The organism is Microseira wollei NIES-4236 (assembly GCF_020521235.1).
GTDB classification, from domain to species: Bacteria; Cyanobacteriota; Cyanobacteriia; order Cyanobacteriales; family Aerosakkonemataceae; genus Microseira; species Microseira wollei.
On the sequence record NZ_BLAY01000024.1, the window covers coordinates 58,360 to 71,290 of the forward strand.

Annotated in this window: 11 protein-coding genes; 3 read left to right on the forward strand and 8 right to left on the reverse strand. The window is 44.0% G+C overall.

The genetic code is table 11. The features are described 5' to 3' along the window. Positions 1 to 3 precede the first annotated feature (3 nt). From MiSe_RS10125 to MiSe_RS10160, 8 genes are all read right to left on the reverse strand, one after another. Positions 4 to 1,041 carry a glycosyltransferase family 2 protein gene (locus MiSe_RS10125; protein WP_226578322.1) on the reverse strand — a complete coding sequence of 346 codons (1,038 nt, stop codon included), beginning with the start codon at positions 1,039 to 1,041 and terminating at the stop codon, positions 4 to 6. Between the two features lie 2 nt (positions 1,042 to 1,043). Beyond that, positions 1,044 to 2,342, reverse strand: a complete 1,299-nt coding sequence (locus MiSe_RS10130) for a glycosyltransferase (protein WP_226578324.1) — start codon at positions 2,340 to 2,342, stop codon at positions 1,044 to 1,046. A gap of 73 nt (positions 2,343 to 2,415) precedes the next feature. After that, a complete protein-coding gene (locus tag MiSe_RS10135; RefSeq protein WP_226578327.1) occupies positions 2,416 to 3,339 on the reverse strand; it encodes a glycosyltransferase family 2 protein in 924 nt (307 codons plus the stop codon). Between the two features lie 11 nt (positions 3,340 to 3,350). Then, positions 3,351 to 4,784, reverse strand: a complete 1,434-nt coding sequence (locus tag MiSe_RS10140; RefSeq protein WP_226578330.1) for a lipopolysaccharide biosynthesis protein — start codon at positions 4,782 to 4,784, stop codon at positions 3,351 to 3,353. Between the two features lie 117 nt (positions 4,785 to 4,901). Then, positions 4,902 to 5,924, reverse strand: coding sequence for a glycosyltransferase family 2 protein (locus tag MiSe_RS10145; RefSeq protein ID WP_226578333.1), 1,023 nt, complete (start codon positions 5,922 to 5,924; stop codon positions 4,902 to 4,904). A gap of 72 nt (positions 5,925 to 5,996) precedes the next feature. Further along, entirely contained in the window at positions 5,997 to 6,713 is a 717-nt protein-coding gene (locus MiSe_RS10150) for a class I SAM-dependent methyltransferase (protein WP_226578336.1), read from the reverse strand. A gap of 145 nt (positions 6,714 to 6,858) precedes the next feature. Then, positions 6,859 to 8,298, reverse strand: coding sequence for an NAD(P)/FAD-dependent oxidoreductase (locus MiSe_RS10155; protein ID WP_226578338.1), 1,440 nt, complete (start codon positions 8,296 to 8,298; stop codon positions 6,859 to 6,861). Positions 8,299 to 8,474: 176 nt separating this feature from the next. Beyond that, complete coding sequence (locus MiSe_RS10160) at positions 8,475 to 9,494, reverse strand: glycosyltransferase family 2 protein (protein ID WP_226578341.1); 1,020 nt, start codon at positions 9,492 to 9,494, stop codon at positions 8,475 to 8,477. Between the two features lie 317 nt (positions 9,495 to 9,811). Between MiSe_RS10160 and MiSe_RS10165 the strand changes: the two genes are divergently transcribed. The 3 genes from MiSe_RS10165 to MiSe_RS10175 all read left to right on the forward strand — a co-directional run. After that, entirely contained in the window at positions 9,812 to 10,786 is a 975-nt protein-coding gene (locus MiSe_RS10165) for an aromatic ring-hydroxylating dioxygenase subunit alpha (protein WP_226578344.1), read from the forward strand. 603 nt (positions 10,787 to 11,389) lie between these two features. Next, a complete protein-coding gene (locus MiSe_RS10170) occupies positions 11,390 to 11,728 on the forward strand; it encodes a hypothetical protein (RefSeq protein WP_226578346.1) in 339 nt (112 codons plus the stop codon). Positions 11,729 to 12,299: 571 nt separating this feature from the next. Continuing rightward, on the forward strand, positions 12,300 to 12,931 hold a 632-nt coding region (locus MiSe_RS10175; protein WP_444980480.1), incomplete at its 3' end, for a cysteine peptidase family C39 domain-containing protein.

Sequence of the window (12,931 nt, forward strand, 5' to 3'; positions counted from 1 at the left end):
ATTTTATCCTTGAGATGGTGCGATCGCGCTCAATTCTCCCTGCTTTACTTTTTGCAATTTCTTGGCGTGTTGCGTCGTCAAATAGCGGTTAAAAATCCGGTCTATCTCAACCAAAAAATTCGCCATTATAGTACTATATCGCCCAAAAGTTAGACGATAAACTAAAGGACTGATAATCGTCGCCAAACGCCTGCATCCCACTTTTTTATATCGTCCTTGGAAGTAGCCATCTTCTGCTAAATTCCACTTGTCGCGCAAGCGATGGAGACTCGCAAGCGTCCAAGCATCGCTCCAACGCAACATATAAAATGGCAAATCTGTCCATTCTAGTGGCGGTCCCGGTACGTAGGTAACTAGAGATGCGGGTTCAAAATAAATTGTTCCTCCAGCTTCAGTTACGCTCATACAAAAGTCTAAATGTTCTTTGGTATTGAGCATAGCTTCATCGAGCAAACCAACGCGATCAAAAATATCTCTGCGAACTAAAACGCAGTGAAATTCTGAGAGTTCAGTTTGGGTGCGTTGGAGAGTATGGCGCACATCAGCAACGCGCTTTCCTTGCTTGTACATTTTTTCTCGCAAACGTCGTCTCCCCGTGTTATCTACCCAAATGTGAGATTCACCCCCAGCAAAGTGAATAATTTCGTGTAATGGTTTGTGCTGACACATTAAAGGGCCAACAATTGTGGCGTTGGTTTCTTCGGCGCAATCGACTAAAGCCTTTAACCATCCGGGCGAAACTATAACATCGTTATCGATGAAAGCGACATACTTGGTGTGCGCTTGCGCTAGACCTAAATTCCGCGCTTGGTTGGGAGAAAGATAGTAGTTTGTCCGCACAATTTGAAAATTTTTGACTGGCGCTTGTTGTGACAAATAATCTCTAACTTTCTCTGGAGCATTCCCATCCACGTACACCAATTTAAAGGGAATCTCCTTGTGTTCGTAGATGCTGTTTAATGAATCTTCTACGCAACTAAAACGTTCGCGAGGAACGACGACAATAGTCACCATTGCTTCTGTTGTTGCTGTCGCATTCATGTCTAAATCCTCCTTGGCTTTAACCTACTACGCTGAGAAATTTCTGGAGTCATAACTGGGTTGTTGCTTGTATTATCAGTCAATAGTTTTTGATAAATTTTAACTAAATCATCGTTTAATTTATCTAAGTTGTAGTGGGTTTCAACATAGGCGCGCCCTGCTTTTCCCATTTTTGCCCAATTTTCTGGATGTTGTAGTAGTTCCTCCAATTTTTCCGCTAAAGCATCCGCATCTCTTTCGGGAACTAAAAAGCCGGAAATTCCGTCTTCGACCAGTTCTGGTATGCCACCGTGATCGGTGCTGATAACGGGTAAACCCAGCGCCATTGCTTCTTTTAAAACGTTAATCGGTGCATCTTGATTGCCATCAGCAGCGGTGACGCTGGGAGCGATAAAAATATGAGACTTATCGAGAATCTCAATAATTTCCCGTTCGTTTTTCCAACCTAGTAAATTGACGATATGGCTGACGCCAAGTTCCTGAATCAGTCGCTGGAAATCTGCTTTTAATTCCCCATCGCCGATAATATTATATTCCAGATTGGGGTAGGCTTTTGCTAGTTTGGCAACGGCGCGAATACTATACTCAATTCCTTTTTTTTCGACTAAGCGACCTGTGGTGGCAATTCTGACTTTACCATCCCTGGGAAATTGACGGGGCTGGAAGGTAAATTTATCGCAGTCGAGTCCGGAACGAACCACAACAATTTTATTTTCATCGCAGCCTAGTTGTACGACTCTGCGTCTAAAAAAGTCGCAATTGGATAGGAAAAAATCTCCGACTTTGAACAGTTCGTCGTAAATGCGATCGCCTTTTTCCCGCACAAATTTACTAATATCGTGACCGCGAAAGGTGGTGACGAGTTTTGCTTCTGGTGAGTTAATTGTTTTAAACGCTATTCCTCTAAAACTTTGCGTGCCAAATTGACAATGAATGATATCGTATGACTTTTTTAAGTTGGGAATGGCTGTGTAAAGCAACCACAGGGAAATAGCTTGTTTGCCATACTTGAAAACATTGAGCGATCGCGCCACGCTTACCGGATATTTAAATAAATTCAAACCTAACAATCCAATGCCTTTCACCAATCGCCAAAAAAGATTTGACGGAATTTTAGCTAAATAGTAAGTTCTTTCCAGTAATTTATATTTGATGACATCGGGATGCACCTTATCTGTATCCCCAATTTCATCAGCATAAATATCAACCTCATGTCCGCGTTCGATCGTGCCAACAATTTGGTTGATAATAAAAGTCTCTGATAAAACTGGAAAAGTCCCTACAATAAAAGCCACTTTCATCTGCAAACCTCCTTTATGTGTTTATCCCTGCATCCACTTGAAAAATCCCTACCTTAGTATTTATACCATAAATTTATTCTCTAGCAGAAACTCCTCCGGCTTTTAATCTTAGCTTTTCCCAAGCCGTTACGTAGCGAACAAAAAACATCACACCAGACACTTTTACCTTTTGTTCTAATCCTTGCAGTCTAGAATCTAAAAATGCATTTAACACAAACATTAAAGGCGGTACTAAATCTATAGCTAAATCTTTTAAAAATATTAGATTGCCAATTAATAACGAGCTATTTTGTCTATTTTTGCGGTCGTAAATTCCCCCAGCAAGGCGAATCGTTCTTTTGTATAACTGTTTAAAAGTATATCGCGCTGGATGAGCAACGCAAACCTCATCGGCATAAACTTGTTGGTAGCCACGATCAAAAACTCGCTGACACCATTCTACATCTCCGTTAGATTTGAGTTGAGCATCGAACAGTCCGACTTTTTCCAACACATTCCTAAACGTAAACAAATTTCCTGCCGCTCCATAATGATATTTTTCTAACAGTTGCTGTTGTGGAAAAGCTGTAATGCTTTCATACAGTTCTACAGGCGTTGGTTTCTCTGGGTTTTTGCAGAAAATTTCCATTTTTCCTGCTACTAACCCACAGTTAGGAACTTGCAGTAAATTTTTGACGCCATTCTCAATCCAATCCGAGTGGGGTATACAATCAGAATCAGTAAAAGCAATAACATCGCCTTTCGCTAAAGATATTCCTTTATTCCGCGCCGCATAGGAACCGGGAAGACTTTCATACGTAGCGATCGCACAACCAAATTGAGCCACTACCCCTTTAATATCTTGCGCTTCATCCGAAGCATTATCTACAACAATTACCTCATATAAATCTTTTGCATAGGTCTGGTTTTCTAACGCTGCCAAACAAATCTTTAACCGTTCGGCATCGTTATAAACCGGAATAATTACAGAAACGAATAAACTAGATGAGCTGGTCATAAGCAAGATTTTTACCTATTTAAATTGGCAGATATTGGCAAGCGCATCCTCCCTAAGATAGAAATTATTTCATTTTGACTAAATTCGCCAGAAAGCAACAGTGCTAATAGGATAACGAGAGCGATCGCCAACAATTTAACTACCACCCAAACAGCCTCAACAGTAAAGTTCGCCGCTAAAACATCAGCCAAACCGCTAACTAAAATACTCCTCAAAAATGTTTTGATGGGAGGAAAAACTTGCAGCAGGCGATAAACCGCTGACACTGTCACCAATGCGCCTAAAATCGCGAACGCAGCGAACGCAATAGAAGCACCCATCGCGCCCAATCGCGGAATCAAAAACCAGTACCCAACAATTGCTAAAGGTAATAAAGGAGCAGTCAAAATAAAAGTCCAGTCTGGTTTGCCAGCGGCGGTTAAAATAGCTGTCGTAATCGAAATCATCGCTAACCCCAACGCACCAAAAATTAGCACGGCTAAAAGTGGCGCCGCAGGCAAAAAAGCCTTGCCAAAAATTAAGGTAACAATTTCCGGTGCCGCACCCGCTGTCATACCAGCGAAGGGTAGCATTAACAGAACGGCACGCATAGCATCGCGACTAATTTTTTTAGCCGAATCTCGATCGCCCGCGTATAAAGTTCGGGTTAAAGTAGAAAGCAATAAAGGTGCAAAAGCAAGGGAAAAAATCCCCGGTATTAACGATAAATTTTGAGCCGCGCCATAAAAACCCGCCTCTGCTGCTGTACCGCCTAATATTTTTAAAGCAAACAAATCTAATTTTTCATAAAGGCGCATCGACAGCGCAAATAGAAATAGCGGCACGCCATAGTCCCAAAGTTTTCCCGCCGGAAAATTAGATGAAGCGAACAGGGAAGGACGAATATAAAAGCGGCAGATTGCTAATTCGACTAGAGACGCACCCACGCTACCGAGAATCGCACCCGAAATCGAAAGTCCCATCTCGACCAGTAGCAAGATTAGCAATAAACGGGCGATCCAGCGTAAAGCAGTTGCGATCGCCCGTTGACTAAACTTACCCACCCCTACTAAAATGCTGCGATGAGCATACGCCAAACAAAATAGCGGAATATCCAAAGCAAATAGGCGCAAATAGAATGCGATCGCTTCCTCCCGCAGCACCATCGCCACCCCATCTGCAAGCAGCCAAATTAACAACATCGCGCCGCCACCCACCCACAAATGCAAGCGCAGAACAGTTGTTCCTACAGGTCGCCAGTCTTCAGTTTCTCCCACAAACTTAATCGTGGCGCGAGTAAAAATTGATGTCAGACTCCATCCGATCCAAGCAATAATTGTTGCCGATAAAGTAAACAACCCGTAGCCTTCAGGTCCAAATTTACGAGTAAGAAAGGCAGCAGTTATTATCCCTGTCGGCAAAAGTAGCGCTTCAGCTAGGAAAATTTTAATTGTTCCACCCAGCATGTGATATCGCCTCCGGAGAGCATCTCAATTATTGCGATCGCAGGTGAGCAGGTGAGCTCCAGGTGCAGGTGAGAGTGACCAATTAGCAATTAGCAATTAGCAATTAGCAATTAGCAATTACCCATTACCTTCAAAGCTCACTTCTACTTTCCCCGAACTAGCGACAAAATAATTCGGTCTGAAGTACGCTATTACCAGACCAGTAAAGTAGAGAAAAAGTGCCGCTAGCGCAATTGGCAATGCAGCTGGCAGATACAATAAGCGGCGGATATCTTCAGCAAAAACGGTGTAAAACCTTTTCGCCAACTCTTTAAACTTCCCAAAGTCTATACTCAAGCAATATATTAAATCCTGCAATGGTTTAACGGTTTGGCGCTTTATTTCCGGCGAATTATCGGCAATCCTCTCGACAGCAAGCGCATCATAACCTAATAACAAGAAACGCCAGAAAAAGTGTGATAAACCGTTTGGCGCTGCGTGGGTAGCTCTAGATAAAGGTTGTCTCCAGATTGTATATGCTTGGGCACTGAGATTGCGGGCGTGGATCGTGCAGTTTCCGCGATAAATTGGCAGATCGGATGGAATTGGGTGCTGCATCAAGAAACTGCGGCGGAAAGCTACATTGTTGCAGAAATAGCTAGATGCGGGCGATAGCGCTTTCTGGCGGGTAAATCGGGGGAAGATGTAAGTGAGAGCGATCGCCACCCCATAAGCACCGTAAGCAGGTGTCGTAGTTTCCCCTGCAACCACCTGAATTTCGGGATTATTAGCAAAAGGAGAAAGCAGATTTCTTAACCAAATCGGTTCGTAAGTACAATCCGAATCGCATAAAACAACCGTTTCCCCCGTCGTCAGAGCAACCCCTTTCATTTTGGCTTCGTAATAGCCAATATCCGACTCAATTTTGCGGAATCCAATCCAAGGATAATTAGTCTGGATTCGTTCGATTAATTCAGCAGGAACTTCCCCACTCTCAACAATCAAAACTTCATTAGCAAGCGTTGGCGAAATGTCTTGTTCCGCGAGGGTTTTTAGACACCGGAACAAGCCATCTACTTCAGCGATCGATAAATTTTCTGTTTCTATGATGATAGAAAAGCTGGGTAACTCTGACTGAGTTTTCGGTTGTACCTGTACCATAATACTCACCTTTTTTACCTGAGCTTAATCGATTGAAACAACAGAAAGCGAGTTCCAGCCTGACCATAAGGTCTAGAATGAACGATGAAAATCCCAGACCCGGCTATCTTCAGACACTTTTTTTAATAAACAAATATTTTCTGTAATAAATTTTATTTTTAATGAATAAAGATCGAGAGGATTCTGAACTAAACGATAGGTAACTCTTGCCAACCTTTTTATCCAATTCGCTTTGGGTTTAATTTTTACCAATTCATACGATCTGTTCCTTAAAACAAAAGATATCACTTTTCTAACGGCAGGCATCCACAGATCGTCAAAAACCACATATCCTCCTACTGCTAATAACTTATCTATATAGAAAAAATCTAATAAAGCGTAGTCGAACAAATGCGATCCATCAATGAATGCGAAATCAAAATTTTCTCCTGTTTTTACAATCTGAGGTAAAACTTCATCAGAAAAGGTTTCAAAAAATCTCAATCTTTCTGACAAACCGGATCTTTTTATATTCAACAATCCAATCGATTTCCATATAGTACTTTGCTTGGGATCGATTGCGGTATGATTTCCGACACCTCTGTCCTGGTGGGCTTGACAAATAAATAGCGTAGACAAGCCATAAGCCATACCTATTTCCATTGTTCTTTCTAAATTGTATTGTTGAACTATCTCGTAGAGAATCGTACCCGTTTCACGGGGAGTAGCAGTTGGAAATGGATTAATCAACTTTCCATCACCATCTTCAACGTAGCCTGTATTATAAATATGTTCCAATAATTGATTCATATTCAACAAAAGCAAAAATTTACTAAACTCCCATACAACTCACACTTTTTTTTCCGATTACCTATCTTAAAATTTTAGTTTTAAGATAGGTTTATAAGTGTCGAAACTGGCTTGCCTAATGCGGCAAAACCCTTGCCTAACCGAACTACTTAGCACTCGCAGGGAGAGTATTTTTTCCCTTATTGACTGTAAACTCTTCGTGGTAAGAACGCTCGGTATTCACCTCCCACAAATCGCGATCTTCGCCCATAATATTTTTAGCAGCTAGCAACCCAGTCAGCATCGAGTGATCCTGATTGTTGTATCGGTGCATTCCGTTACGTCCAACTGTTTGCAGATTTTCAATTGTTGCTAAATAATCTTGAATCACCTGCAAATGCTTGCGGTAATCTTGGTCGTAAACCGGGTAAGCTTTCGGTTGGCGAATGATTGTGCCGTCTTCCACGTCCCCAGCATTTGCTAAACCCAAACTATCTAATTCCCGCGTCGCCAATTTTATCAGATCGGCATCAGACATTGTCCAGAGTCCATCCCCAGCATGGCAGAAATATTCCATTCCCAAACAAGTCTTGTTTTGCTCGGGAACCATGGCGGCGCTCCAATTCTTGAAGTTTTGAATCCGCCCCACTTTGACATTTGGACTGTGGATATAAATCCAATTATCGGGAAATAAATCTTTCCGATTAACAACGAGGGCTACAATTAAGAAATCCCGATATTTCAACCCGCGAGATGCCTCCAATACTTCCTTTGGCGGCGGCGGGTCGAATCTTTGCACCAGGGCGGTAACCGGCATACTGGAAATAAAATTTTCTCCAGTAAGTTGAATCAAATTGTTATCCCGTTCCGCAATAACTTTTTTGATTCTATTCCCCTCGCGCTCGATGCGAAGCACTTTAGTATTGAGGTGAACTTCTCCGCCTTTTTCTTCAACTACCTCCTTAAATCGCTGCCACATCATCCCCGGTCCCAAAACCGGGTATTCAAATTCCTTAATCAATGTTTTGGTATTATTACTGCCAAACAGCGCATTGATAATTGCTGTTTTTAACGACAGTCCTTTGATCCGCTGTGCCGCCCATTCCGCTTGAATTTCGGTGCAAGGAATTCCCCAAACCTTTTCGGTGTAGGTTTTGAAGAATGTTTTGTAAAGACGTTCGCCAAAGCGATTGGACACCCACTGTTCAAAATTATCCTCAACGGGAGAAGGACGCCATTTGGCTTTGAGGTAGCTTAATAGAATTAAGCAGCTTTCAACGATGCCCAAGTTGGATAAAGTATTGAACGCACTCAGGGGATAGTTGAAAAAACGACCTCGATAGTAAATCCGAGATAATCGAGGCACTTTAATGAACTCGTCTCCCAGTACCTCGTACCATAGCTGCTGCACTTCTTCAACTTTGGTAAAAAAGCGATGACCGCCAATATCAAACAGGTAACCTTTATAGGTTTCGGTGCGGGAGATGCCACCCACTTTGTCGCCTTTTTCTAACACTATAGGCTTGATGCCGTGCTTGACTAGCTCGTATGCAGCAGTCAAACCAGCAGGACCTGCACCGATGATGATAGTGGAATTATTTTGCATGGGTTAGCGTCACTTGAAATAACTTTTGCGCTTCAGCGATTTCTACTAACTCAAGTTGCTAGTTATCTCTCTGGGAGCGGCTAATTGCTAATGGCTAATGTCAGTAAAAATCCTATATTAGCAATTAGCAATTAGCAATTAGCAACGGCCTTGTTTATAACTAGCAACTTGCGTTACTAAGAAATTTGACAGTCAGTCTCAGGACTGTACCTGTAGAACAGGTGGCGAATGACGCCAATGGTAAATGCTAATCCCCCATAAAAATAATACAACCAATGCCACGGAATTGTCCTTAGTGCGAAACCTAAACCGTGCTTGCGTCTAAAAAAGCGATAAACTGGTGCGTTGAGCGCTAATAGCGGTGAGATGACGATTGCGGCAATTGGTAGTAAACTGGGCAACCAGCAAGATAGTGCCAAGGTGATAACCAGTAGGTAGGTTAGCACAACGCTGATGCGGCTGGATAATCCCAAATTTAGATCGTTGGGTAGGGTGCGATCGCGCAATATCAACGCCGTCCACGGAATCGCCCGATAGAAAAAGTCAGCCCTCAACAACGAAACAACTCCCCAATGCTTTAAGTGCTTGCCTTGCAAGGTTTTGCACAGTCGAATTCGATGACCCGCTTTTTTCAGCCGATACCCTAACTCGATATCCTCAATTGAAGGTAAGCGATAACTTTCATCAAAGCCACCTACCGCCAGGAAGATATCCCGGCGAATCGCACCCACCGCACCCCAAAATGTAAATCCTTCTTCCTGCGCTGTCTGATGGGTGTAGTGGTGTAGCAGATTTTTGTATTGCGATAAAAAATTTTTTGCCCCTGGTGCGTCGTCATAAGAACCAATAACCGCAGCCAGTTCTGGATCTTGCTCAAACGCACGCGCAACTTCGCTCACCGCATCGGCAGCAAGAGCCACATCCGCATCCACAAAAAAGATTATATCGCCACTAGCTGCACGCGCCCCCCTGTTTCTTGCCCGCGCCGGACCTCCACAGGTGGGGAGTCTCAACACTTTGGCGCCAAATTCCTTCGCCAAACGCCAATAACCATCTGACTCTCCATCGGCTACTACGATTATTTCATCGGGTTGGGGCACAGCCTGCGCCAAACTTGACAAACATTGGCGGAAACTTTCTCCCCCATTGTGTACCGGGATAACCACTGAGACGGATAACTCTTTAGGATCGTGCATCACAGATTGTTGTATCGTACACTACAAAAGCTTGGCAAATAAATATTAAATTTTCTGTGGTTTCTCTGTCATATTAATTTATATTATGGCTGGCTATATGAAGTTTAGGTAAAGATTACCGGGAAAATACGGATGATTTTATGAAGTTTGTATGAACTTCACAGAATCATCACCAAAAAAGCATTGACCAATCTCGAGATAGATGATGTATAATCAATAAAGCCTAAGATTTCATGCCGTCGATTATGTGAAAATACTTAGACTACTATCTGAATCGAAGAGATAGATAATTTTAGAGAACCGCAACAGGCTTAAGGATGAAATTTTTAGCAGAGCCAGTGCTTTTCAATGACTGGCATGTAGTGGGGCGATCGCAAGACCTGAAAGCGGGAAAACTGCTGAGCGTCCGCTTGCTAGAAGAAGATTTGGTGTTGTGGCGTGACGATACCCAAGCATTAGCTTGGCAAAACCGCTGCCCCCATCGAGGAGCGCGTCTTTCTCTCGGAAAAATTGTCGATAATACCCTCGTTTGTCCTTACCACGGTTTAGCTTATAACAGCAGAGGCTGCTGTGTAAAGATTCCGGCTCACCCAACCCAATTGCCACCAGCACAAGCTTATGTGCAAACTTACCAAACTCAGGAGCGTTACGGTTTAGTTTGGGTATGTTTGGGAAAACCCAACCGGGACATACCTGATTTTGCAGAATGGGATGACCCAACCTATCGCCATATTTGCTGTGGCCCCTACCATTATCGCTCTAGCGCTTTCCGCGCCCTGGAGAATTTCCTTGACATTGCTCATTTCCCGTTTGTGCATGGGGGATTGTTAGGTGACCCCGAACATCCGGAAATAGAAGATTATCAAGTTGAGGCGAGTTTGAATGGCATTACCATCCGCAACGTCCGCGTCTGGCAACCAGACCCTGACGGCACCGGACAGGGAGCGCCAGTAACTTACGAATATAAAGTTTTACGCCCCTTAACGGCATATTTCTGCAAAGAGTCAAATGGGCGGCGGTTCGCTATTTTTTTCCACGTTACTCCAGTCGATCAGGTGGAATGTATCGGCTGGATGTGGATAGCGATGAACTATGCTTACGAAGTGCCAGAAGCCGAACTGCGGGCACATCAGGACAAACTGGTGGCTCAAGATATTGCGATTGTAGAGTCCCAGCGCCCGCAACGCTTACCGCTGGACTTGCAGGCGGAGGTGCATCTCGGAAGCGATCGCGCCTCGATTGCCTACCGCCAGTGGCTCTTTCAACTCGGCGTCACCTTCGGCGTCACTTAATATCTTTTGGGAAGGAAATCTTGTGCGCCACGGCAGTGGGAGCTTCTCTTAGGTGAACCAACCTTTGGAACCCCCAGGTTCGCGGGAGTTTGGTACCGCAAATTGCCCAAAAAATGACCACCTTTGTGACTTCGCTTTGGTGCAATCGCTCTATAAATTTTTGTAATTTTTTGCCAAATTGGCAATACAGCTAAGTCAAATTGGTTTTTCATTTTTGCATCAGGGTTTTTCCATTGAATTCAACACAGTTTGGCGTCAGAGGTGAGGGGTGAAGCATGAAAAACTCTCCTCACTCCTCAATGCCTACAGTCTTTCAAAAAGACGACTGTCTATGGCAAGTAAATTATTGATATTTTAAAATTTTTGTGTCTAATTTGTTCTTTTTTTGAGCCAATCAAGTAAAGTTTAGATGGGTCGAAAAGACCCTTATTAAACCTACTCATGTAACTGTTTTAAACGTTATCCGATTAGCGATATAGCTGGGTAAGCTAGGTTTTTTACCTGGTTAAATAACTGTGTTTAATTAGCTCTACCTAGTTAGCAGTAGCTGAGAGGTGGGTGTAGCATTGTTGATCTTTTTTCACAGAGAAGGAGGCAAATAAAATGAAAAATAATTTGTGGAACGAACTCAACGACAAGCAGGCGGAAACAGTCGCAGGCGGACAAGATCTGATGACAAAAGAGATTAGCTTGTATTACAATCCGTCCTACAGCTATAATGACCTAAATAAAGATGGTCAAATTAACCAGGTAGATGTTGTTTTGGGATTGGCATCAGGACAGTTCTCTTATCCACCAGTTGAGGTGAGTGGGAAATTGTTGAAAGATCCGTATAACAGTTCCATCCAACTGAAACAGATCAATGACTACGGCTACGCGAAAGATTACGTCTTTACATATCAGGTAGCGGTGAACCCCAGCGGCAATCTACGTCTAGTATAAAGACGTGAATGACAATCGGTTTTACGGTTGGAAAACCAGATATAAGGCGTGACTTGCCACAATAAAAGTTGCAGCATTTATACTTGATGCGGTCATAGATAGTGCTAATGGCTAATGGCTAATGGCTAATGGCTAATGGCTAATGGCTAATGGCTAATGGCTAATGGCTCGCTTACCAGTGTTCCGGGGCGCAACGGATGAACTGTCCCCGAAAATGGCCGTGGGAAGTATAGCTGAAACTCTCGGTTGGCAAATTTCGTTACCTGAGATCGCCAATGTGGCAGAATCATCTGATCCGGCGAAGTCTCAACCCAACTTTGCCGGATCAGTTTTATAGCGTTTTGCGTAGGTCTTGTGTACCTCACAAAGAGAGCAATTCGCTGTAGATTCCCGAGAAGTTTGCTGCCTCAGCAATTACAGCGGATTGCTTTTCTAGTGAAGTACAGCCTTTTGGCGCCTTTTGTGTAGCGGCACCCTTAAGGGTGCCCGCACACAGCTGTCGAAGGTGTACCTCATGGGGCTGCAGTCGGCTATATGGAGAGGAGATGAGCGGATTGGTGCGGCGTCTGCGATCAAATATCAAATTGTACTCCAACACAGCGAAGAAGACTGTGGTGCCGCTTGCCTTGCTACCGTAGCCAAACACTACGGACGCACCTTTGCCCTCAGCCACATCCGCGAAGCTGTCGGTACAGGGACGCGAGGCACCACCCTCTTGGGGTTAAGACGGGGGGCAGAAGCCTTGGGATTCAATGCCCGCCAAGTCCAAGCCACCGCTGAACTCATAGATAGACTCAATGAAGCCCCCCTGCCCGCCATCATTCATTGGAAAGGCAGCCACTGGGTCGTTTTATACGGTAAAAGGGGCAAAAAATACATCATTGCTGACCCCGCCATCGGCATCCGCTACCTCACCCGCCAGGAATTAATGGGGGGTTGGATGAATGGCGTCATGCTGCTGCTGATGCCGGATGAAACCCGCTTTTATCAGCAGCCAAATGACAAAATTGGTGGGTTTGGGCGCTTCCTGAAGCGAGTCTGGCCTTATCGCTACATCTTAGCCGAAGCAATAGGGAGTGAACTACCCACCGTCAAGCGGAGTACCGCTATGACGGGGGCTTCCAACTTCAACCGGAACAGCATCCAGCAAAACCGAAGTTTTACCAGGTTGACTTACATTCCGTCCATTGGCAGACGCGCTAG

Bases quoted from the DNA above. Each gene is read 5' to 3' on its own strand.
- MiSe_RS10125 (WP_226578322.1), bottom strand. From the start codon at position 1,041: ATGAATGCGACAGCAACAACAGAAGCAATGGTGACTATTGTCGTCGTT.
- MiSe_RS10130 (WP_226578324.1), bottom strand. From the start codon at position 2,342: ATGAAAGTGGCTTTTATTGTAGGGACTTTTCCAGTTTTATCAGAGACT.
- MiSe_RS10135 (WP_226578327.1), bottom strand. From the start codon at position 3,339: ATGACCAGCTCATCTAGTTTATTCGTTTCTGTAATTATTCCGGTTTAT.
- MiSe_RS10140 (WP_226578330.1), bottom strand. From the start codon at position 4,784: ATGCTGGGTGGAACAATTAAAATTTTCCTAGCTGAAGCGCTACTTTTG.
- MiSe_RS10145 (WP_226578333.1), bottom strand. From the start codon at position 5,924: ATGGTACAGGTACAACCGAAAACTCAGTCAGAGTTACCCAGCTTTTCT.
- MiSe_RS10150 (WP_226578336.1), bottom strand. From the start codon at position 6,713: ATGAATCAATTATTGGAACATATTTATAATACAGGCTACGTTGAAGAT.
- MiSe_RS10155 (WP_226578338.1), bottom strand. From the start codon at position 8,298: ATGCAAAATAATTCCACTATCATCATCGGTGCAGGTCCTGCTGGTTTG.
- MiSe_RS10160 (WP_226578341.1), bottom strand. From the start codon at position 9,494: ATGCACGATCCTAAAGAGTTATCCGTCTCAGTGGTTATCCCGGTACAC.
- MiSe_RS10165 (WP_226578344.1), top strand. From the start codon at position 9,812: ATGAAATTTTTAGCAGAGCCAGTGCTTTTCAATGACTGGCATGTAGTG.
- MiSe_RS10170 (WP_226578346.1), top strand. From the start codon at position 11,390: ATGAAAAATAATTTGTGGAACGAACTCAACGACAAGCAGGCGGAAACA.